This window comes from Aminivibrio pyruvatiphilus, from assembly GCF_004366815.1.
Classification (GTDB): Bacteria; Synergistota; Synergistia; order Synergistales; family Aminobacteriaceae; genus Aminivibrio; species Aminivibrio pyruvatiphilus.
In genome coordinates this window covers 12,157-34,724 of sequence record NZ_SORI01000014.1, presented here as the reverse complement: position 1 = coordinate 34,724, position 22,568 = coordinate 12,157, and the positions used below count along the sequence as shown (strand labels likewise).

General features: G+C 59.1%; 20 protein-coding genes and 1 tRNA gene. All 21 read left to right on the top strand.

Annotated features, from left to right (window positions below; all coding sequences use genetic code 11):
- Positions 1-2: 2 nt before the first annotated feature.
- A complete protein-coding gene (locus tag C8D99_RS10295) occupies positions 3-1,202 on the top strand; it encodes an N-acetyl sugar amidotransferase (protein ID WP_133958059.1) in 1,200 nt (399 codons plus the stop codon).
- Positions 1,199-1,819, top strand: coding sequence for an imidazole glycerol phosphate synthase subunit HisH (gene hisH, locus C8D99_RS10290; protein ID WP_133958058.1), 621 nt, complete (start codon positions 1,199-1,201; stop codon positions 1,817-1,819). The genes C8D99_RS10295 and hisH overlap by 4 nt, the downstream gene beginning before the upstream one ends.
- Positions 1,813-2,571 (top strand): imidazole glycerol phosphate synthase subunit HisF, encoded by a 759-nt coding sequence (hisF, locus tag C8D99_RS10285; RefSeq protein ID WP_133958057.1) that lies wholly within the window; start codon positions 1,813-1,815, stop codon positions 2,569-2,571. Before hisH ends, hisF begins: the two co-directional genes overlap by 7 nt.
- A 25-nt stretch (positions 2,572-2,596) precedes the next feature.
- Positions 2,597-3,265, top strand: coding sequence for an LbetaH domain-containing protein (locus tag C8D99_RS10280; RefSeq protein WP_133958056.1), 669 nt, complete (start codon positions 2,597-2,599; stop codon positions 3,263-3,265).
- The gene (locus tag C8D99_RS10275) at positions 3,262-4,593 is read left to right on the top strand and encodes a glutamate-1-semialdehyde 2,1-aminomutase (protein WP_166670133.1); all 1,332 of its coding nucleotides are present in this window, start codon (positions 3,262-3,264) and stop codon (positions 4,591-4,593) included. Before C8D99_RS10280 ends, C8D99_RS10275 begins: the two co-directional genes overlap by 4 nt.
- 70 nt (positions 4,594-4,663) lie before the next feature.
- Positions 4,664-5,719 carry a nucleotidyltransferase family protein gene (locus C8D99_RS10270; protein ID WP_133958054.1) on the top strand — a complete coding sequence of 352 codons (1,056 nt, stop codon included), beginning with the start codon at positions 4,664-4,666 and terminating at the stop codon, positions 5,717-5,719.
- Between the two features lie 416 nt (positions 5,720-6,135).
- A tRNA-Gln gene (locus tag C8D99_RS10265) sits at positions 6,136-6,209 on the top strand.
- 81 nt (positions 6,210-6,290) lie between these two features.
- Positions 6,291-7,712 carry a bifunctional UDP-N-acetylglucosamine diphosphorylase/glucosamine-1-phosphate N-acetyltransferase GlmU gene (glmU, locus tag C8D99_RS10260; RefSeq protein WP_133958053.1) on the top strand — a complete coding sequence of 474 codons (1,422 nt, stop codon included), beginning with the start codon at positions 6,291-6,293 and terminating at the stop codon, positions 7,710-7,712.
- Complete coding sequence (locus C8D99_RS10255; protein ID WP_133958126.1) at positions 7,712-8,680, top strand: ribose-phosphate diphosphokinase; 969 nt, start codon at positions 7,712-7,714, stop codon at positions 8,678-8,680. Before glmU ends, C8D99_RS10255 begins: the two co-directional genes overlap by 1 nt.
- 61 nt (positions 8,681-8,741) lie before the next feature.
- The gene (locus C8D99_RS10250) at positions 8,742-9,395 is read left to right on the top strand and encodes a 50S ribosomal protein L25 (protein ID WP_133958052.1); all 654 of its coding nucleotides are present in this window, start codon (positions 8,742-8,744) and stop codon (positions 9,393-9,395) included.
- 6 nt (positions 9,396-9,401) lie between these two features.
- Positions 9,402-9,968, top strand: coding sequence for an aminoacyl-tRNA hydrolase (gene pth / locus C8D99_RS10245; RefSeq protein ID WP_133958051.1), 567 nt, complete (start codon positions 9,402-9,404; stop codon positions 9,966-9,968).
- A gap of 48 nt (positions 9,969-10,016) precedes the next feature.
- Positions 10,017-13,130: a DEAD/DEAH box helicase gene (locus C8D99_RS10240; protein WP_166670132.1), complete on the top strand. Its 3,114-nt coding sequence runs from the start codon at positions 10,017-10,019 to the stop codon at positions 13,128-13,130.
- Positions 13,131-13,943, top strand: a complete 813-nt coding sequence (gene mazG, locus C8D99_RS10235; RefSeq protein WP_133958049.1) for a nucleoside triphosphate pyrophosphohydrolase — start codon at positions 13,131-13,133, stop codon at positions 13,941-13,943.
- A gap of 48 nt (positions 13,944-13,991) precedes the next feature.
- On the top strand, positions 13,992-15,506 hold the full coding sequence (locus C8D99_RS10230; protein WP_133958048.1) for a pyruvate carboxylase subunit B: 1,515 nt from the start codon (positions 13,992-13,994) through the stop codon (positions 15,504-15,506).
- A 108-nt stretch (positions 15,507-15,614) separates the two neighbouring features.
- Entirely contained in the window at positions 15,615-16,547 is a 933-nt protein-coding gene (locus C8D99_RS10225) for a PhoH family protein (RefSeq protein WP_208321154.1), read from the top strand.
- The gene (locus C8D99_RS10220) at positions 16,519-18,636 is read left to right on the top strand and encodes an HD family phosphohydrolase (RefSeq protein ID WP_133958046.1); all 2,118 of its coding nucleotides are present in this window, start codon (positions 16,519-16,521) and stop codon (positions 18,634-18,636) included. The genes C8D99_RS10225 and C8D99_RS10220 overlap by 29 nt, the downstream gene beginning before the upstream one ends.
- Complete coding sequence (ybeY, locus tag C8D99_RS10215; protein WP_133958045.1) at positions 18,611-19,135, top strand: rRNA maturation RNase YbeY; 525 nt, start codon at positions 18,611-18,613, stop codon at positions 19,133-19,135. The genes C8D99_RS10220 and ybeY overlap by 26 nt, the downstream gene beginning before the upstream one ends.
- The gene (locus C8D99_RS10210) at positions 19,132-20,433 is read left to right on the top strand and encodes a hemolysin family protein (RefSeq protein WP_133958044.1); all 1,302 of its coding nucleotides are present in this window, start codon (positions 19,132-19,134) and stop codon (positions 20,431-20,433) included. The genes ybeY and C8D99_RS10210 overlap by 4 nt, the downstream gene beginning before the upstream one ends.
- Complete coding sequence (locus C8D99_RS10205) at positions 20,430-20,879, top strand: cytidine deaminase (RefSeq protein WP_133958043.1); 450 nt, start codon at positions 20,430-20,432, stop codon at positions 20,877-20,879. Before C8D99_RS10210 ends, C8D99_RS10205 begins: the two co-directional genes overlap by 4 nt.
- Positions 20,876-21,805 (top strand): GTPase Era, encoded by a 930-nt coding sequence (gene era / locus C8D99_RS10200; protein WP_133958042.1) that lies wholly within the window; start codon positions 20,876-20,878, stop codon positions 21,803-21,805. Before C8D99_RS10205 ends, era begins: the two co-directional genes overlap by 4 nt.
- The gene (recO, locus tag C8D99_RS10195) at positions 21,802-22,518 is read left to right on the top strand and encodes a DNA repair protein RecO (protein ID WP_166670131.1); all 717 of its coding nucleotides are present in this window, start codon (positions 21,802-21,804) and stop codon (positions 22,516-22,518) included. Before era ends, recO begins: the two co-directional genes overlap by 4 nt.
- The last annotated feature ends 50 nt before the right edge of the window (positions 22,519-22,568 follow it).

Genomic DNA, 22,568 nt, shown 5'->3' with positions numbered 1-22,568 from the left:
CAATGAGCGGTATTCTGAGAAAGTGCAAACGATGCCTCCTACCTGAGACCTATGAAACCCTCGAAATTGCAGCAGACGATTTGTCCTGCAATATGTGCCGTGGCAGTGAGTTTAAGAAACAAAACATAGACTGGAAAAAAAGAAAAAATCAGTTCGATTCAATTATTGAAAAATACAGGGGAAAAAACGATTATGACTGTATAGTTCCCTTTAGTGGGGGCAAGGACAGTACTTTCACCCTCTATTATCTTATGAAGGAGTACGGGATCAAACCCCTTGTCGTTCGCTTTAACCACGGCTTTTACAGACCGGGACATGAAGAAAATGTCAACAGGACGCTGCGGAAACTTGGAGTGGATTTCATCGATTTCAGACCGAACTGGACTATTGTAAAACGCCTGATGAAGGAGTCCTTCGACAGAAAAACGGATTTCTGCTGGCACTGTCATACTGGCGTCTATTCTTTTCCTCTCCGAATCGCAGTACGTTTTAATGTTCCGTTAGTCATCTGGGGTGAACCCCTTTCTGAACTTTCGGCCTACTACACTTACGAAGGCGATGACATTGAATTCGAGGACGAAGAAAAGTTCAACATGGTACGCAACCTGGGGATTACAGCAGAGGATATGTACGGAATGATTAGCGGTGACGATTTCCCAGTTAACCGAAGAGATCTTCTGCCATATACCTATCCGACGGTGGAAGAACTGAAAAAACTCGGTTGCTATTCCGTATGTCTGGGTAGTTTTATTCCGTGGGACTACAGGAAACAGACACGGATGATTATGGACGAACTGGGATGGGTTGGTCTCGATATTGAGAGTGCTCCAAGAGATGTTAACGGCGAGTTTGCCAAAGTTGAATGCTGGCTGCAGGGAACACGGGACTATGTAAAATATTTGAAGCGAGGCTACAGCCGCGTGACTCAGCTTGTGAACTTCGAGATTCGGAATGGCCGAATGTCATCCGAGGAAGGGCAGAGATTAGTTGAGGCATACGATGCTTTCAAGCCGGCATCACTTGAGGTATTTCTCGAGTATATGGGGATGACGGAGAGAGAATTCAACGAAACTGTCGCCAAGTTCGCAGTTGCTCCCTGGGAACCGGATTTCGAAAGAGAGCTGCCCGAAACGAGGCTCCAGGATATGGATTCCTGGTATAGGGAGAACAACCGTAAAGAAGGAGAAGGAAAAAGAGGATGATTGGTGTCATCGATCTAGGGCGGGGAAATATTGGATCCGTTTTTAATGCTCTGAAATTCCTCGGAGAAAGTCCCTGCGTCCTCGATTCACCGCGAAGGATAAATGACTGCAAAAAAATCATCCTGCCGGGGGTTGGTTCATTCTTTAGCAGCATGACCGAGTTGAAATCGAGGAATTTTTCTGAAGCCTTGAGAGGCTTTGCAGCACATGGAGGAAAGATACTCGGTATATGTCTTGGGATGCAGCTTCTTGCTTCGTTGGGGACAGAGAACGGCGAAATTGAGGGGCTGAATCTCATCCCCGGGAAAGTACGCCGGATGTCTCCCCCAGATGGTTTTCGGGTTCCTCACGTCGGGTGGAACGGAGTAAACCGGAAACAACGGCATCCCATTTTCCAAGGGGTGAAAGAAGGGGTTGATTTCTACTTCACCCACTCCTTTATTTTTGAAGTTGATGACCCTTCTCATGCAGTGGGGAGCACGAATTACGGAGAAGCTTTCACCTCTGTTATCGTCTCGGGGAATGTGTGGGGTGTACAGTTTCACCCTGAAAAAAGCCAGAAGAACGGACTCCGTATATTGAAGAATTTTCTGGAGGAAGGGACGGCAGAATGCTGAAAACCAGGCTCATACCTGTTCTGCTTCTTCGGGGCGGTCGGATGGTCAAAGGGATCTCTTTTTCCGACTACAGGGATACTGGAGATCCTGTTTTTGCTTCTCGGGTCTACAACTCCCAGCTGGTGGACGAACTGGTTTTTCTTGACATAGACGCAACTTCAGAGAATAGGGAAACCAACATCAGCATAATTTCTGACGTATCAAAGGAGTGTTTTATGCCCCTGGCTATCGGCGGGGGAGTACGGTCTGTAAATGGAATGCATCGTCTTCTGAAAAATGGGGCTGATAAAGTTGTCGTAACGACTGCTGCATTGGAAAATCCGTTTCTGATACGGGAAGGTGCGGTAGAATTCGGCAGCCAGTGTATTGTTGTTGGATTGGATGTCCGCCTAATAAAGGGCCGGTACGTTCTTTTTTCGCATTCAGGAAGGTTGCAGTGGGAAATATCCCTGGATGAACATATCGCAGTCTGTCAGGAAATGGGTGCGGGTGAATTTTTCATCAATTCGATTGACTGTGACGGGAAGATGAAGGGATACGATCTTGACCTCATTCGATTTGTTGTTGAGCGTGCTTCCATTCCCGTCATTGCCTGTGGAGGAGCGGGAACATTCATGCATCTCGTAGATGCGATGAAGACAACAGGAGTAAGCGCTCTGGCAATGGCGAGTATTTTTCACTTTGGTGACAACAATCCAATACGGGCACGGTTCTTTTTGAAAAATTATGGAATAAATGTCAAGGAAGTTTGAAGGTATTTGAAGGAGGAATGAACAGATGATCTTGAGCCAGAGCGAGCAAGAATCGCTCTGCCTGTACGTTGCGAACCAACTAAATGCTTTTTTCCCGGATGAAAATCCGGTATTACCGAAGTTCCTTCTGAGTTTCCTTTCACAAACACTCGAAAGAGTTGAGTACTGTTTTTCCCATATTGCAGACCGTTACTTTTTTGATGGGAATAATGTGCTTTTCAGTCATCTGCACGGAGATCAATACGGTATGTTCCTTTATTTTTTTGCAAACTCGCTGTACCGAAAGGGAGAAGACACCTCAATCTGTTCCAAACTATTCGCATTGAACAAGATGCTTCACGGGATTGACGCTTTTTATGAAGTCGAACTTCCTGACGTTTTTCGCTGGGTTCATCCTCTGGGGACAGTGCTTGGAAGAGGCAATTACTGTGACTATTTTCTAGTCTATCAACGTTGCGGCATCGGCTCGAACAAGAACATCTATCCCCGGCTTGGCAAATTCTGCTCTCTGCATCCCGGAAGCAGTATTCTGGGCAACTGTATCATTGGAGATCATTGCGAACTTGGCGCCGGAGCGCTTCTTCTGGATCAGTCGCTCGAAGAGAGCATACTCTATGTGGGCGTTCCGGGAAACTTCAGAAAAATCCGCAGGGAGGCGAACACTTCTTACTGGAGGAACATACCGGCTCAATGAATAGTTCACCAAAATTTACGGGGGGGATTATTGTGAATGACTACACATGGCGTCTCCAGAGTGTTATACCCGGTGGAGCCCATACGTATTCAAGAGGGGCAGACCAGTTTCCTTTAAATGCACCGGCGATACTTGAAAGGGGAAAATGTGCCTATATTTTCGACCCTGAAGGGAAAAAATATCTAGACTACGGAATGGCGCTGCGGGCTGTCAATATAGGCTATGCGGAGGACGAGATTGATGACGCCGCGATACGGCAGATACGTAACGGCACCAATCTTACCCGCCCGTCGATGATTGAACTGCAGGCGGCTGAACTTTTGGTGGAAATAATCGATTCTGCAGAAATGGTGAAGTTTACCAAGAATGGCTCCACATCTGTTACTGCTGCTGTAAAGCTTGCCCGCGGCTACACGGGGCGGGACATTGTAGCCCGCTGTGCTGAACATCCGTTCTTTTCCTACGATGACTGGTTTATTGGCTCAACGCAGATTACCAAGGGAATCCCATCCTCAACAGTGGAATTGACGAAGCTCTTCCACTATAACGACATCGCCTCTCTGGAGGCACTCGTTTCTGAGTATCCTGACCGTATTGCCTGTGTTGTTCTGGAGCCTGCCACAACCGAGGAGCCGAAGGATAACTTCTTACAGAAAGTAAGAGCACTTTGTGCAAAACATGGCATAATCTTCATCCTTGACGAGATGATCACAGGATTTCGCTGGCATCTCAAGGGAGCGCAGCACCATTACGGAGTGGTTCCTGATCTATGTACATTCGGCAAGGCTATGGCTAACGGATACTCTGTTTCCTGTGTCGCCGGCCGCCGTGAAATAATGGAACAAGGTAGTATCGAAAAGGAGGGAACTGAACGGCTTTTCTTTCTTTCGACTACTCACGGGGCCGAGATGGCGGGGCTTGGGGCGTTTGTCGAGACTGTTTCCTTTATCCGTAGGAATTCTGTCATTGAACATCTTTGGCAGTACGGAAGCCACCTAATGAGCATGATGGAACGCGTTACGAAGCGGCATGGCCTCGAGAAAAATTTCAAGGTCTTCGGGGTTCCCTGTTCCCCTAACTACCTTACCCTGGATGCCGATGGAAATATTTCCCTTGCATTACGTACGCTCTTTTCCAGGGAGATGCTGAAAAACGGAGTGATGATGCCGTGGATCGCTCTTTCGTGGAGGCATGGTGACGAGGAGATGCGAATCACTGAGGAGGCGCTTGACGCGAGTCTTTCGGTTTATAAAAAAGCACTGGAGGATGGCGTGGAAAATTACTTAAACGAGCCGGCCATGAAGCCTGTTTTTCGGAAATATAACTAGGGGGCCGGTTTTTCTGAAAGAAAAAGCATTCGGGTTATTGAATTGCCTAAAAGCGAAGGGGGGCTGGTTTATGACGGAGTATGCAAATCAACACGATGTAAAGAAACTCCTTCTTCATGGTGCAAAGAGCGTCCTGGATGCTGTGCAACACCTTAACGATACAGCCTCCCAGATACTGTTCATCGTCGACGACTCCGGAAAACTTTCCGGAACGCTGACCGACGGTGACATCCGGCGGTGCATCAGTGCGGGGAAACCGCTTTCCACGCCCGCCGGCGAGGTGTGTAATCCTTCCCCCAAGACGGTGTCGTCTTATTCCCTCGGCAGGGCGAGAGCCCTCATGGAGCGGCACGGAATCAGCAGGGTTCCGGTGGTGGGGAAAAAAGGGGAGCCCGTGGCGGTGATCTACCTGGAGGACGTTCTCTCCGAAGAAGCAGAGGTCGAACGGCAGGAGAACAAGGTCGTGGTTATGGCCGGCGGCAGGGGGAGCCGTCTCGACCCCATCACGAGGATCGTTCCCAAGCCTCTTCTTCCCATCGGTGACAAGCCCATGCTGGAACTGATCATGGAGTCCTTCGGAAAGCGGGGGTTTTCGGAATTCCTTCTTTCCATCAATTACCGGAAGGATTTCATCAAGACCTATCTTGCCGAGAGGAGTGACCTGCCTTTCTCCGTGTCCTGCGTGGAAGAAGAGACATTTCTCGGTACTGCGGGGAGCCTCGCCCTGATGAAGGACAGCCTTTCAAAAACATTTTTCGTGAGCAACTGCGACATCCTGGTGGATGTGGATTACCTCTCCGCCCTTGAGTTTCACCGGGAAAACGGCTATGCCTTCACCATTATAGGGGCTCTGAAGAAAGTGAGTGTTCCCTATGGCGTCATTCATCTCTCGGGGGGCGAATTTGAAACGATAGAGGAAAAGCCCGACGTCCCGCTGATCGTGAACACCGGCGTGTATATCCTGGAACCGGAGTGCATCGACCTCATCGGTGAAGGTGAAAAGCTTGACATGCCGGACCTCATCGGCCGGGTCAGGGAAAAGGGCGGAAGGATCGGCGTCTTCCCGGTGCACCGGAAATGGATCGACATCGGACAGTGGGGGGAATACAAGCAGGTTCTGCAGTAGTTCCCTGGAGTTGCGGAATTGCTCGAGAATGGGCAGGGAAGGATCTCGGGCTGAGGGGGTTTAAGGGCGAGATCCTTCGCATCCGCTCAGGATGACAATCCTTGAAGTTCCGCTCATGATGAATAGTCTTGTCGTCCCGAACGACCAAAGGGATCGCGGGGCATCCCTGAAGGGGGGAGGGACCTCAAGCTGCCTCAAGTGCGAGATCCTTCGCATCCGCTCAGGATGACAATCCTTGAGATTCCGTTCGGAATGACAAACCAGGGGCCGGATTCCCTCCGCTCGCTCGGGGCGGCTTTTTCCAGGTCTGTTTCGGACCAGGACCTTTTCGCAGTACAATAGGTTCCGGGAAAATGTTGAGAGAAGTTGTATTTCTTGACACCCCAAGAACCTCTGTTACTATATTGTGGTTGCGATGGGGTGTAGCCAAGCGGCAAGGCAGCGGACTTTGGATCCGCCATCGCTGGTTCGAATCCAGCCACCCCAGCCAGACAGCATTGAGTAAGGGGACCAGGAGCGGCTCCCTTTTTTTGTCGTTGCCTAAAATTCACACACAAAGGTGTTGATTCTTTTGTCAGGCTCTGAAGGAGTCACAGGGGCTCTGGTTCTTGCGGCGGGGAAGGGAACCAGGATGAAGAGCGACCTCCCGAAGGTTCTGCTTCCTGCCCTTGACCAGCCGGTTCTCTTTTACGTCCTCCGTGTCCTCGAACAGCTCGGGGCGGAGGGGGCCGTGAACGCCTCCGCGGTCGTGGTGGGGCACAAGGGCGAGATGGTCAGGGACTATCTTTCCGAGGAATGGCCCGGAACGGTCCCCATCTGGCAGCACCAGCAGCTCGGCACGGGCCATGCCGTCCAGATCGCCAAGGAGTGGTGGGCTGGTTTCGACCACCTGCTCGTCCTTCCGGGGGATGTCCCCCTGCTCACCGAAGGCACCCTCGCCCGGCTGGTGGAGGACCACAAGAAGGAAGGGGCGGACTGTTCCTTCATCAGCTTCCACGCCCCCAACCCCTTCGGCTACGGAAGGGTCGTCCGGTCACAGAACGGGGTGTCCATCGTGGAAGAGAAGGACGCCTCCGAAGAGCAGAAGCTCCTCTCGGAAGTCAACAGCGGCATCTACATTTTCAAAGTCTCCTCCCTTCTTCCCCATATTTACCGTCTTGACAACGAAAACGCCCAGGGAGAATACTATCTTCCCGACATCATCGCCATGATGGTCCGGGACGGCTTGATCGTCCGCGCCGTGAATTCCGGAAGCGAGGACGAGTTCCGGGGCATCAACACCCCCCGCCAGCTTTCCGAGGCGGTCTCCCTGATCCGGGAGGGCATTGTGGACACCCATCTCGCGGCGGGCGTCCGGATGCTGGACCCGTCGTCGGTCTGGATCGGTCCCAGGGTGACCATTTCCTCTGACGTCTCCGTGGACCCCTTCGTGCAGATATGGGGCCGCACGTCCATCGGCAGGGGCAGCCGCATCGGAGGTTTTTCCGTCCTCAGGAACATGACCCTGGGGTGCGGCGCCGAGGTGGTGAGCCATGCCGTCCTCAGCGACAGCGTGCTGGGCGACGGCTCGAAGGTGGGGCCCTTCATCGTCATCCGGGACGGGGCTGAGTTCGCCGAAAAAGCCCAGGGGGGCAAGTTCGTGGAAATCAAGAAATCCCGCATCGGCAGGGGGAGCAAGGTTCCCCATCTCGCCTACATGGGCGACGCCACGGTGGGCGAGGATACCAACATCGGCGCGGGCACCATCACCTGCAACTACGACGGGGTGAACAAGAACCCCACGGTGATCGGTGACCGGTGCTTCGTGGGCAGCGATACCATGCTCGTGGCGCCGGTGACCCTGGGGGACGACACCACCACGGCGGCGGGCTCGGTGGTCACCCAGGATGTGCCCGACGGGGCCCTCGCGGTCGGCCGGGCACGGCAGCGGAACATCGAAGGATGGGCTGAGAGAAAAAGGAAAACGGCGAATGGAGGAGGACACCAGAAATGATGGGGACCAACACGCGGGAGCTGAAGATCTTTTCCGGAACGGCTCATCCGTCCTTTGCGCGCAGAATCTGCAGTGAACTGGGGATCGAGCTTTCCCGGGCGAAGCACTTCCGCTTTTCCGACGGAGAGATCGGCCTTTCCATAGAGGAGAGCGTCCGGGGGGCGGACGTCTTCGTCGTGCAGCCCACCTGCAACCCCGTGAACGAGAACCTGGTGGAGCTTCTGATCATGATCGACGCCCTGAAGCGGGCATCGGCCTACCGGATCAACGTGGTCTGCCCCTACTTCGGCTACGCCCGCCAGGACAGAAAGACCAAGCCCCGGGACCCCATCTCCGCGAAGCTCATGGCCAACCTGCTCACCGGCGCCGGGGCCGACAGGGTCATCTCCGCCGACCTCCATGCCGGGCAGATCCAGGGATTTTTCGACATTCCCGTGGACCATCTCACTGGCATGCCCCTTCTTGGAAGCTACTTCAAGGAGAACATCGCCGGAAGCCGGGCCTGCGGTGCCCTGGTGGTGGTGGCCCCCGACGTGGGAGGGGTGGTCCGGGCCAGGAAGTTCGCCGGCAGCCTGAAGGCCGACCTGGCCATCGTGGACAAGCGGCGGTCCCACGAAGTGGCCAACCTCTGCGAGGTCATGGACATCATCGGCGACGTCGAGGGGAAGACCGCCGTCCTGGTGGACGACATCATCGACACCGCCGGCACCATCTGCAACGCCGCTGCCCTCATCAAGGACAGGGGAGCGGTGAAGGTCTTCGCCTGCGCCACCCACGGCGTGCTCTCGGGGCCTGCGCTGGAGCGTCTTGAGAATTCCGGGATCGACGAGGTTGTTTTGACCGACACAATCCCATTGCCTGAGAGCAAGAAATCGGATAAAATCATTCAATTGTCAATAGCCCCCCTTTTCGCGGAAGCCATTTTGAGGGTTCACAGCGACCGTTCGGTAAGCAGTCTTTTTGACTAGGCTGTTGTAAATTTTCCTGCTTCTGCGGCGGGGATCGTATTTTAAGGAGGATGTGTCGGTTATGTCGGAAAATGTGAAGGTAGTTCTTGAAGCACGGGAAGGAAAAGGCAAGGAAGCCTGCAGCAAGCTGCGCCCCGCGGGGTATGTCCCCTGCGTCGTTTATGGTCCCGAGTATCCCGAGTCTGTCCCTGCGAAGGTGAAGCTCTCTGACATCGCGAAAGTTGCCGCTTCCGGCCACTGGGAGACCCAGACCATGCTTCTCACCCTGCCCGGCGGCAAGGAAGAAATGGCCATCATGAGGGAAGTCCAGAAGGACATCCTCAACGGAAAGATTCTCCACGTGGACTTCATGCAGCTCGTGAAGGGCCACAAGCTCACGGTGAACGTGCCCGTGGAGCTCGTGGGCCGTGATGTCTGCGCCGGAGTGAAGCTCGGCGGCGTCATCGACCATCTCCTCCGTGAAATTTCCATGGAAGTGCTTCCCGGCCAGATCCCCGATTCCGTCGCCGTGGACGTCTCCTCCATGAAGCTCGGCGCCATGGTCCACGTGAAGGACATCGCCGTTCCCGAGGGAGCTTCCGTCCTCTCCGACCCGGACGAAGTCGTGGTGGCCGTGATGATCCCCAGGGGCGTCTCCGAGGCGGAGGAAACGGCGGAGGAGCAGAAGGAAGTGGAAGTCGTCGCCAAGGGCAAGGCCAAGTCCGAGGAGGAGTAGCCCCGGTTGAAAATCATCGCCGGATTGGGCAACCCCGGGCCGGAGTACGTCTTTTCAAGGCACAACGCGGGATGGCTCGTGGTGGATCACCTTGTGAACCGGTATTCCTGCGGTTCCCCGAGGATGCAGTTCTCGTCCATGGCCTGGACCCATTTCCGGAACGGGGAAAAGCTTCTTCTCCTCAAGCCGCTGACCTACATGAACCTCAGCGGCAGGGCCGTCCGGGAGGCGGCGGACTATTTTTCCCTCTCCTGGGAGGACGACGTTCTGGTGGTGTACGACGACGTGGCCCTTCCCTACGGGAAGCTCCGGCTGCGGAAGAAAGGCTCCGCGGGAGGCCACAAGGGAATGCTGTCCGTCCTCGGGACGGCGGGAACCCTGGAGGTCTGCAGGCTGCGGGTCGGCGTGGGAGCAGCCCCCGGAGAGAATATTGTGTCCTGGGTTCTCGGAGCCTTCTCGGGAAACGAGCGCTCGGAACTGCCCGGCCTGCTCGACCGGGCGGCCGACGCGGTGGAGCTCTGGTGTACCGAAGGCGCCGACAAGGCGATGAACACGATCAACGCAACGGTCTGACGAGGCGGCGGGATACCCGCCGCCTTTTTTTACAGGATGGAGAATGATATGAGAAACGCTCCCGCCCCCACGGGGAACAGAATCTGGGATCTCGACGAACGCCTCTGGACGGGAGGCACTGCTCTTCACCTTCCCCTCGACGGCGCTGCCCGGTGCTGGGTCTGCAGAAATCCCGCAACCCCCGCTCTCCTTGTCTTTCCCGACACGAAGCAGGCCGCCCTGTTCTGCTCCGACTGGGAGACCCTCTTCCCCGGAGAGCGGGTCCGGCTGCTGCACGAAATTCCCCTGACGCCCCACGGCGTGGCGGACAGGGCTCTTCCCGTCCAGCGGGGGGAAACCCTCTCCCGGTGGAGGGAAGAAGGGGGCATCCTCGCCGCAAGCGGTGGCGCCCTTCTCGGTCCCGTCTACAAGGGCAGCCGGGATATCCGCATCACCGCCGGAAAGGAGTACCGCCGGGAGAACCTTCTCGACTGGCTCGTCCATGCAGGGTACGAACGGTCCGACATCGTCTGGGCTCCGGGGCAGTTCATCTTCCGGGGCTACATTCTGGACGTGTTCGACCCGGCCTACGCCCACCCCCTGCGGTTCGAGTTCTTCGACGAGACCGTCGAAAGCGTCCGCAGCTTCTCTCCCCGCACCCAGACCAGCGTGGGACTGCTCGACGGAGCCGACATCCACTCCCTCAGCACGTCGAAGGAAGCCTCCCTCTTCTCCCTTTTTCCGGAAAACGCCGTCTCCGTCTTCTTCGAGCCCGCAAAGATCGAAGTCTCCGCCGACTCCTACGCTCTGCTCTGGAAGGACATCGTGGAGGCCGAAGGCAGGGGCGCCGTCCTTCCCGGCTGGAACGGGATCTTCCTCCGCCTCGCGTCCCGGCCCAGGCTCAGGATCACCGCGTCGGCCTCCTTCTCGGAGGCAGGGGTGAACCTGGAGGAGATTTCTCCCTTCCGGGGCAACATGGACAAGTTCCGGTGGATGTGCGACTCCTGGAAGAAAGACGGATATTCCCTCTTCCTCGCCACGAAAAACCGGCGCATTCTCTCCTTCGGCGAGGAGGCTTCCGTTCATCCCGTGGACGGCACCCTCTCGAAGGGGTTCCTCGATCCCGAATCCCGCATCGCCTACATTTCCGACCTTGAGCTGGCGGGGATATCGGAAAAGATCACCGGCCCGGGCATGCTCTCCGCTCCCCCCCGGGAGTGGAGCGACCGCCTGTCGGAAGGGCAGCTCCTGGTCCACGAGGACTACGGCCTCTGCGTCTTCCGGGGTTCCGAGGAGGTGTCCGTGGCCGGAGAGGTGATGGACAGCCTCATCCTCGAGTTCGACGGCAGCCAGCGCCTCTTTCTTCCCGTCCTCCAGCTCCACAAGATCACCCCCCTGCCGGACCACATGAGCGGCGACGTCCGTCTCGACTCCCTCCGGGGCGTCAAGTGGAAAAAGAGCGTAGCCAAAACCAGGGAGCGGGTGCAGCAGGAGGTCCGGGGGCTGCTTGAGCTCTACGCCAAACGGGAGCTGGTGGAGGGCTTCGCCTTTCCTCCTCCCGACGGCCTGTACAGCGAGTTCGAGGAAGCCTTCCCCCACGTGGAGACCAAAGACCAGCTCACCGCCTCGGCCGAGGTGGCCGCCGACATGGAAAGCCCCTACCCCATGGACCGGCTTCTCGTGGGCGACGTGGGCTACGGCAAGACCGAAGTGGCCGTCCGGGCCGCCTTCAAGGCCGTCCAGGGAGGGAAGCAGGCGGCGGTGCTGGTGCCCACCACCATCCTTGCCCAGCAGCACTACATGTCCTTCACCGCCCGCATGACGGGTTTCCCGGTGAACGTGGCCCTTCTCTCCAGGTTTTCGTCCAAAAAAGAGCAGCGCCTTGTGCTGGAGGCAACCGCGTCCGGAAAGGTTGACATCCTCATCGGCACGGCGCGGATGCTCCAGAAGGACGTGGTCTTCAAGGATCTCGGCCTCATTATCGTGGACGAGGAGCACCGTTTCGGCGTTCTGTCCAAGGAAAAGCTCAAGGAAGCCCGGGAAAACGTGGACGTGCTCATGCTCTCCGCCACCCCCATTCCCCGGACCCTTGCCCTCTCCCTGAAAGGCATGAGGAGCATCTCCCTGCTCAACGAGCCGCCCCATAACCGGGTGCCGGTCATCACGGCGGCGGGCCCCTGGAACACGGGGCTCGTGAAATCGGCCGTCGCTCGGGAGCTGGAGCGTGGGGGACAGGTCTTCTACGTATCCAACCGCATCTACCGTCTCGACGAGCGGGCGTCCTTTCTGCGGAAGCTCTTTCCCACAGCCTCCCTCGGGATAGCCCACGGGAGGATGAAGGAAAACGAGCTTGAAGAGACCATGCTGAAATTCTATAATAGACAACTTGACATCCTTCTCTGTACCACGATTATCGAGAGCGGACTGGACGTTCCCGGGGCCAACACCCTCATCGTGGAGGACTGCCAGGAGCTCGGCCTCGCCCAGATGTACCAGCTCAGGGGCCGGGTCGGCCGGAGGGAGGAATCTTCCTTCGCCTATTTCCTCTACCCCGAGGGGCACCCCCTGGGGAAGGAGACCCTCGAGCGGCTGGACGCCATCACCACCCTCAACGAAGGGGGAGCGGGGTACGACCTCGCCCTGGAGGACCTTCGGATCCGGGGAAGCGGCGACCTGCTGGGTACGTCCCAGCACGGCAGCGAAAGGGGCCGGGCGGACTCGTACCTGTACTACGCCATGCTGGAGGAGGAAATAGCGAAGCTCCGGGGAACCCTCCCCTCATCGGCGGATGTGGCGGCCGACATCCCGTGCCTCATACCGGCCTCCTACATCCCCCAGGAGACCATTCGCATCGCCCTCTACCGGCGGCTGCTCCGTGTCGACGGGCCCGAGGAGCTCCGGGATCTTGAAAAGGAAGTGCAGGACAGGTTCGGTCCCCTGCCGGAGGCCCTGAAGAATCTCTTTTCAGTATCTTTGCTGCGGTCACGGGGCGGAAAGTATGGTATCTTGTCTGTGGAATGCGGGAAAAGAGACACTGTCCTCCGGGGCAGGGGGTCCGTGTTCGACGATCTGAAAAAGAGAAAGAACTGGTATGCGTCGGAGGGAAAGATCACCGGCCCGGGCGGAACCGCCGGCCTGGCCGACGTGCTTCATGCCCTCCGTCACGGAAAGCAGGTGCGGTGAATGAACGAAAACTGCGGCGGCTCCTTCGGGGAGCTCGTGTCGGTGATGAGCCGCCTGCGGGCTCCGGGCGGGTGCCCCTGGGATCGGGAGCAGACCCTCGAGAGCCTGCGCGCCTACATCGTGGAGGAAGCCTACGAGCTGGTGGATGCCGTCACCAGGGGCGACTCTGCCGACATCCGGGAGGAGTGCGGCGACGTGCTGCTCCAGGTGGTTTTTATTGCCCAGATAGCCTCGGAGATGGGCCTTTTCTCAGTTGAGGACGTGGTCCGTGGCCTGGTGGAGAAACTGGTCCGCAGGCACCCCCACGTGTTCGGAGATTCCCGGGCCGACACAAGCGGTGAGGTGCTCCGGAACTGGGAGCAGATCAAGACCGAAGAAAAGGAAAACAAAAAGAAGAAGGACACCTCCCTCCTCGCGGGCGTGCCCGAAGGAATGCCCCCCCTGGCCAAGGCCTACCGCATCCAGGGCAAGGCCGCCCATGTGGGTTTCGACTGGCCCGAGGGCGATCTTTCTCCCCTGTATGCTAAAGTGGAGGAAGAAATGAACGAAATCCGGGAGGCCGCGGAGGACGGCGTCCCTGAAAAAATAGAGGACGAGGTGGGCGATCTTCTCTTCGCCGCCGTCAACCTTGCGCGCCACCTCGGCGTGAACCCCGACTCCGCTCTGGGAAGGGCCAACAGGAAATTTTCCGGGCGGTTCCGCAGGGTGGAGCAGTATGTGGCTGAAGAGTCCCGGCCCTGGAAAGAATATACCCTCGAAGAGCTGGACCGGCTCTGGGAAAAAGCGAAGTCTTCGCCTCTCACGGCGGATTGAGAACAAAAGCACGGAAAATAACACAAAAAGTATGGAGGAGAAAAGTACATGACGAACGGAAAAAAGAACAAGGCAGCGGCTCCTGCCGTTCCCGTCGCCCCGGCCGAAGCAGCGGAAGTCAAGGCGGTCCCTGAAGCTGTAACCGCCGAATCCTTCGCACCCCACGGGGCGCCCCGCAAGGTCGGCATCACCGACACGAGTCTCCGGGACGGACACCAGTCCCTTATGGCCACCCGCATGAGCATCTCGGACATGACCCCCATCGCCGAAATGATGGACGAGGTGGGCTTCCATTCCATGGAAGTCTGGGGCGGGGCTACCTTCGACACCTGCATGCGTTTTCTCGACGAGGACCCCTGGGAGAGGCTCCGCACCCTCCGGAAGCTCTTCAAGAAGACCAAGCTCCAGATGCTCCTCCGGGGGCAGAACGTGGTGGGCTACCGCCACTACGCCGACGACACCGTCCGGGAGTTCGTGAAGCGGGCCGTGGGCAACGGCCTTGACATCATCCGCGTCTTCGACGCCCTCAACGACCTCCGGAACATGGAAGTGGCCGCGGACCAGATCAAGAAGGAAGGGGCCCACCTGCAGCTCGCCTTCTCCTTCACCCTGTCCCCGGTGCACTCCCTCGACGCCTTCGCCAAGCTCTCCCGGGACATGAAATCCATGGGCGCCGACTCCATCTGCATCAAGGACATGGCCGGCATCATCAGCCCCGTGGAGACCGCCGCCCTCGTCCGGACCATCAAGAAGGAGACCGGCCTCCCCGTTCAGATTCACTCCCACTACACCAGCGGCATGGCCTCCATGGCCTACTTCGCCGGCCTCGAGGCGGGCGCCGATGTGGTGGACTGCGCCATTTCCCCCTTCGCCCAGGGCACCAGCCAGCCTCCCATCGAATCCCTGGTGGCGGGCATGAAGGGCGGGGAGTTCGACACGGACATCAACCTTGAAAAGCTGGTCCCCATCGCCAACCACTTCAAGAAGGTCCGGGAGAAGTATTCCAAGATTTTCGTCGACCTCGGCGGCGTGGACATCAACGTTCTCATGTACCAGATCCCCGGAGGCATGTACTCAAACCTGGTCAGCCAGCTCAAGGACCAGAATGCCCTCCACAGGCTGCCGGAAGTGCTGAACGAGGTTCCCAGAGTCCGGAAGGAAATGGGCTATCCTCCTCTTGTCACCCCCACCAGCCAGATCGTGGGCACCCAGGCCACCCTCAACGTGCTTGTGGGCGAGCGCTGGAAGATTGTTCCCAAGGAAGTGCGCAGCTACTTCCTCGGCCAGTACGGCAAGCCTCCCGCAGAGCTTGACCCGGCAATCCAGAAAAAAGTTATCGGCGACGAGACGCCCATCACCTGCAGGCCCGCCGAGAACATCGCCCCCGAGCTCGATGCGGCTGCGAAGGCCGTGGAGCCCTGGATTCTCCAGCCTGAGGACGTGCTCAGCTATGTCCTGTTCCCCGCCGTGGCGAAGGATTTCCTCATGAGGAAGTTTGCCCGGGAGATGAAGGTGGACGTGGGCGTGGCCGAACTGGTGGACGGTGCGGGGTATCCCGTATAGCAGGGTGAAAGGCGGCGACGAACCGGCCCTATGACGAACTATAACGTAAACGACACGGTCGAGACGGGGTTTTCCATCAAGGAGATCGAGTTTCCGGACATCGATTCCATGTCCCGGTTTGCCGGGAAGGATGACGAAAATATCACCGCCATCGAAGAGCGATATCCCGTCCGGCTCGTCGTGAGGGGCAACCGGGTCGCCGTCCGTGGCCCGGACAGCGGAGTGGTGGACATGGTCCACTCGCTCCTGGAACAGCTCCACAGGATCGCCGGAAAGGGGCACCCCCTTTATCTGGCCGACGTGCGCTACGCCATGGACATGATAGCGGAGAAGGGGGCGGTGGACCTCGCCCCCCTCTTCTCCGAGGTCATCTGCACCACCGCCCGGGGAAAGCCCATCCGGGCGAAGACCGAAGGGCAGAGAAAATACCTCGAGGCGGTGAGGAACAACCACATCGTCTTCGCCATCGGACCGGCGGGAACGGGCAAAACGTACCTGGCGGTCTGCCATGCCGTGGCCCTGCTCAAGGCGGCGGCCATCAGCCGTATCGTCCTCGTCCGCCCTGCGGTGGAGGCCGGTGAAAGCCTCGGGTACCTCCCCGGCGACCTCCGTGAAAAGGTGGAGCCCTATGTCCGCCCGCTCTACGATGCCTTTTACGACCTCCTGTCCCCGGAGCGGTTCCTCCGCTACGTGGACAAGGGCGTCATCGAAATCGCCCCCCTCGCCTACATGAGGGGACGAACCCTCAACGACAGCTTCATCATCCTCGACGAGGCACAGAACACCACCCCCGAGCAGATGAAGATGTTCCTCACCCGCCTCGGCTTCGGGTCCAAGGCGGTCATCACCGGCGACATCACCCAGGTGGACCTTCCCGCGGGCAAGCAGTCGGGCCTCAGGCAGGTCAGGGACATTCTCCACGGCATCGAGGGCATCGAGTTTTTCTACCTTACTCATTCCGACGTGGTGCGCCACGAAATCGTCCAGCAGGTGGTGAAGGCTTACGAGCGCTATGAGCAGCAGCGGGAACAGTCAGTCTAGCAGAAACCTCCTCGGCCAGGCACGAAAGAAGGGATTCACCGCCTTCTTTGCGGAACAGTACCCCCTGTTCCGCGCTTCCGGGGTGCTCATCCTCATCGCCTTCGCCATGTCCATCGTCCTCCTGCGCTGGGTCCTCACCGACAGGGTCAATGGCTTTGTCCTCGGAGATCCCTCCCCCCGGTCGTACTTCGCCCTCTATCCCATGAGCTATCTCGACGACGAGGGGACCAGGGTGCTCCGCTCCCGGGTGGGGGAGACAGTGGCCGGAGTGCTCGTGAGGGACGGCGCCGCCATGGACCGCCTCATCGTCAAGATCGAGGCCATGGCCAAGGGGGACGTGGCTTCCCTCTCCCTGTCGCCCGGCCTCGCCGACCTGCTGAAGAGCATGCCCGAGGACGGCCGGAAGAAGATCCTTACCGAGGCCGCCCGGATCAGCAGCGACTTTCTCAAGAGCGTGGGCGGCGACAGTCAGCCCCTGACCCCCGCGCCCGAGATCATCTGGAAAGAGATCGAGAAACTCTCCCTCCCCATGGAGGAGAACAACGTCATCTTCCAGGTCCTCGACGAGATCCTCCAACCCCTTACCCGGATAGACGACGACCTTACCGAGACCCTCCGGGGCGAGCTCGCCGAATCCCTCCAGCCTGTGGAGCGGAGCGTGGCTCCCGGAGACGTGCTCATCGAAAAAGGGCAGACGGTGACGCCCCAGGTGGCCAGGATACTGAAAATGCAGGGATACTCCCAGGTGACCTTCCCCTGGAAGCAGATCCTCTTCGCCCTGCTCGCCCTTCCCTTCTGGCCCCTCTGGGTGCTTCTCCAGACCAGCTTCAGGCCCTCGGCCCGGCAGAACATCCCGTGGCTCTACCTCTCCTTCGTCGTGGGGCTGAGCTGGGTGGTGGAGTACTTTTCATCCATGTTCAACGTCCAGGGAATGGGCAGCCTCTTCCTCGCAGGCTGCGCCTACCTCACCCTCCCCCCCGGCCTCGCCCTTCCCGTGGTCCTCGGGGGAAGCATCCTCGGCGGCATCGTGGTCACGGGGCTTTCGGCCCTCCACGTGGTGCTCGTATCCCTCATGGGAATCATCAGTTCCCTGGCGGGCTACCACCTGCTTCGGGAAATCCATTCCCGGGGACACCTCTGGCGGCAGCTTTTCCTTCTCGGCCTGATCCAGGCGGCAGTGGGGCTCTTCATCCGCTGGGCCTTCGACCTCGGCATCTATCCGGAACTGTTTCTCTACCTGCTTCTGGGCAACGCCGGGTGGAGCACCCTGGTCATCGCGGTGCTCCCCCTGCTGGAGAACGCCTTCGACGTGCTCTCCCCCCTTCTTCTCATGGAGCTCAGCCATCCGTCCAATCCTCTCCTCAAGAAGCTCCAGATCGAGGCGCCGGGAACCTATCACCATTCCCTCATGCTCGGGACCCTGGCGGAGGTGGTGGCGGACAAGCTCGGCATGAACTCCAACCTTCTCAAGGCGGGGGCCTATTTCCACGACATCGGCAAGCTCAGGCGTCCCCAGTTCTTCGTGGAGAACCAGATGGGCAACGAGAACATCCACGACGAACTCAAGCCGTCTCTTTCTGCGCTGGTCATCATAGCCCACATCCGGGAAGGCCTCGAACTGGCGGAGGAGTACCACCTGCCCGAGATGATCCGCGCCTTCATAGCGGAGCACCACGGCACCACCTGCCTCTCCTACTTCTACAGAAAGGCCCGGAGCATGGGCCTCTCCGTTCCCCGGGACCAGTTCTGCTATCCCGGTCCCCGTCCCCGGACGAGGGAAACGGGTCTGCTTATGCTCGTGGACTCCATAGAGGCGGCGGTGAGGGCCGAGATGAGGGCCTCCACCTCCATTCCCGACCTCGAGAAGACCATCGAGGGCGTAGTGGAGGCGAAGATGTCGGAAGGGCAGCTCGACGACATCGATTTCACCATCCGCGACCTTGCCGTGATACGGCAGACGTTGCTTTACGCCTTCCAGTCAATGTATCATACAAGGAAGGTCAAGGAGATACAGGACAAGGACCAGCTCGAACAGAAACTGAAAAAACAGGAGGAAGAATCAATTGAAGGTTCACTTGCGTCTCGATAACAGCGAAGACGCCGATCCCGCAAGTAGAGCCCCCCTGGGGGACATGCTGACCGCGGCGGACGGCGTTCTTTCGGCCGCCTTTCAGGAACTCGCCCTGCCCGAAACCCTTCCGCCGAGTGCGGAAATTTCGGTCACCCTTCTCTCCCTCGATGAAATGGAAGAGCAGAACAGGCTTCACAGGGGACTTGCCGAACCCACGGACGTCCTTTCATTTCCCATGTGGGAGGAGGACGGGGAGTTCCGGCCTGACAAGGGAATGCCCGTTCTTCCCCTGGGGGATATCGTCATCTGCCCGGAGTATGTGCGGAAGAACGCCCCCTCGGAACAGGCATTTCTCGAAGAGATGGCCCTCATGGTCGCCCACGGATTTCTGCACCTGCTGGCCTGGGACCATGACACCGACGAACGGAGAACGGCCATGGAGGCGGCCCAGGAAAAAATCCGGCGGGCCCTCCTCGATGCCGCCGTCCGGTCAGGTGAAGGGGGAGTGAAGTCGTGAACGTGCTGCTCACCGAATCCGTCCTCCTGCTGATCCTGCTGCTTGTCCTCTCCGCCTTTTTCAGCGCGTCCGAGACGGCCATCACCTCCTCCGGCAGGGGGAAGATCCTGGCCCTCATGGAGCGCTACCCCTACCAGAAGCGGTTCTTCGACTGGCTGCTCCGGGACATCCAGAGGGCCCTCACCATCGTCCTCATCTCGAACAACCTGGTGAACATCGCAGCCAGCGCCGTGGCCACGTCGCTGGCCATCATGCTCCTCGGCCAGGGCGGGCTCATCGTGTCCGTCGGCGTCATGACCGTGCTCATCGTGGTCTTCGGCGAGATTTTTCCCAAGAGCGTGGCCATCGTCCGGTCGGACTCCATTCTTGCCTTCTCCCTGCCCCTGCTCAGACTGCTCGACATCCTGCTCGCCCCCTTCCTGTGGATCATGGTCCACATTGTCCGGGGCCTCGGGGTGATCTTCAAGGTGGACCTCAAGGCGCGGCACCCCTTCGTCACCAGGGAGGAATTCGAGCAGATGGTCAACATCGGCGAGGAGTCGGGCGCCCTGGAGGAAGTGGAACGGAAGATGATCCACGGCATCATCTCCTTCGAGGAGACCAGGGTCTACGAGATCATGGTCCCCCGCACCGACATGGATGCCGTCTCCTCGGAAGCCACCGTGAGCGAGGCCATGAAGATATTCCAGGAGCATGGCCACAGCCGGGTTCCCGTCTATGACGAGAGCCCCGACGACATCGTGGGCATCCTCTACGTCAAGGACACCATCCCCAGCCTCCTCGCGGGGAACCTTTCCGTGCCCGTCTCGTCCATCATGCGCCAGGCCCTCTTCGTTCCCGAAAGCATGAGGGTGGTGGAACTCTTCAACACCATGAAGGGACGCCACGTCCACATGGCCATCGTGGTGGACGAATACGGCGGAGTGGCGGGCATCGCCACCCTGGAAGACCTGCTCGAGGAGATCGTGGGCGAGATCCAGGACGAATACGACAAGGAAAAGCCCACCCTTCTCCCCGAGGATGACGGATCCTGGCTCGTCCAGGGACACCTCGGCCTCGAAGACCTCAGCGACTTCCTCGGCTCGTCCTTCGAGTCCGAGGACGCCGAGAGCCTCGGCGGCCTGGTTCTCTCCATCTCGGGGGATTTTCCCTCTCCCGGGGAAACAGTCCACTATAGGTCCCATTCGGACGGCAAAGTCTGGGAGATAGAGGTCCTCGAGGTGGAAGACCACAGGATCAAGCTGCTCCGGCTCCGGCCCAAGGAGAAGGGCTTCTTCTTCCCGGAGGGCGGGGAATGACCTCCCTGAACCTGGACCCCTTCCGCTCCTCCTGGCCGGAAGACTACCCGCCCGCCGAAGACCTGCTCCGGGCTGCGGAGGAGGCCCGCGCCATGGCCTACGCTCCCTATTCCCGGTTTTCCGTGGGGGCCGCCCTTCTCGTGGAGGGACGGCCGGGTTTCGTCACCGGCTGCAACGTGGAGAATGCCTCCTACGGACTCTCCCTCTGTGCCGAGCGGAATGCCGCCGGGACCCTCGCGGCGTCCGGCGGAGGCAGGCCCCTTGCCGTCGCCATCGCGGGGGCCGAAGGGGAGCCGTGTCTTCCCTGCGGTGCCTGCAGGCAGTTTCTCGCCGAGTTCAACCCCTCTCTGCTGGTCGTCGTCCGGGAAGGTGCCGGAGCGGCGGTCCTCAGCCTCTCGGCCCTGTTCCCCGCGCCCTTCCTCCTGGAAAAGGAGTCCCGGTCATGACGAACGCCGGCGCCCCCTTCCGGTCGGGCATCGTGGTCCTCGCCGGACGGCCCAATGTGGGCAAATCGTCCCTCATCAACCGCCTGATCGCCTACAAGGCCTCCATCGTCTCCGACAAGCCCCAGACCACCCGGAACGTCATCCGCTGCGTCTACAACGGCGACGGCTTCCAGATCGTCTTCACCGACACGCCGGGGATCCACCTTCCGAAGCACACCCTGGGCCGGACCATCGTGGACGCCGCCGTGGCCTCCATGAACGACGCCAACCTCGTCTGCTACGTGGTGGAGGCCTCGGACCGCTCCGTCGGCCCCGAGGACGAAGAGATCCTCGCCTGCCTCGAAAAGGCGGAGACCCCCATCCTGCTGGTGGTCAACAAGTGCGACAGCCAGAAGGATAAAGACCTCCCCGACAGGGTGGCCGCCATCTACGGGGCCCGGATTTCCCCGGCGGGCGCCGTGGCCGTGTCGGCCAAAACGGGCAGGGGCATTCCCGAGCTCGTCTCCATGATCGTGAAGCACCTTCCCGAAGGCCCTCCCTTTTACGACGAGGACATCTTCGTCGACCGGCCGGAAAAGTTCATCGCCTCGGAGATCATCCGGGAGAAGGTCCTCCGGCTCACCCACGAGGAGGTTCCCCACAGCGCGGCGGTGGAAATCGAGGAGTACAAGAGCCCCGACGAATACCCCGAACGGGAGGTTCTCTTCATCCGGGCCACCATCTACGTGGAACGGGAGGGGCAGAAGCGGATCATCATCGGCGACAAGGGCACCCGTCTCCGGGAGATCGGCCGCCTCGCCCGGCTCGAGATCCAGGCCCTCACCGGGCACAGGGTCTACCTCGACCTCTGGGTGAAGGTCCGTTCGGACTGGCGCAGATCCGAGTCGGACCTCCGCAAGCTGGGGATCAAAGAACAGTCGCCGTGAGCGACACCCTTCCCCAGGGGCTCGTCCGCCGGTCGGGGGTTGTTCTGCGCCGGGATGCCAACCCCGAGGGGAACATTTCCCTCTACCTCCTCCTCAGGGGCATCGGCCCGGTCTGGGTTTCCGCCCCGGGCGCCGGCAGGGGGAGAGTTCGTTTCGGCGGGGGAGCGGAACCTCTCTCGTGGGGAAACTTCAACCTTTACAAAGGAACGAGAAGGTTTTATCTTAAGTCGGTAGACGTGAAGGAAGATTTCTGGTCCCTCCGGGCCGCTCCGGAAAAACTCCGGGTGCTTCTGGAATGGGACCGGCTGCTCTGCCTCCACCTCGTTCCCGGACTTCCCTGCGATGAACTGGTCGCCCTTTTTTACTGGTCCTCCATCCTGGTCAGGGAAGGTGCGGACCCCCCGGCAGTGGAGTGGCGCTTCTTGCGCAAGTGGCTGGAAGCCTGGGGACTGGCTCCGTCGCTTTCATTCTGCCTTTCCTGCGGGAAGCCCCTCGGCGATGCCGTATGGAACGCGGAAGGGCTGAACTGCCCGGAGTGCGCCCGCCACAGCGGAGGGGCCTGCCTGACGGACAGCCGGCGGAAACGGCTGGTCGCCGCGGCGGAATGCCCCTTTGACGAGGTGAAGCGGCTCTTTCCGGCGTCCGGAAATGACAGGGAATTCTGGAAGGACGCCTGCAAAAGGATGAAGAACATGTTCGAAAATCAGAAATGACCGGGGAACCCCTTCCCGTTCTTTTACAAGGCATTTCCATCTAGGAGGGA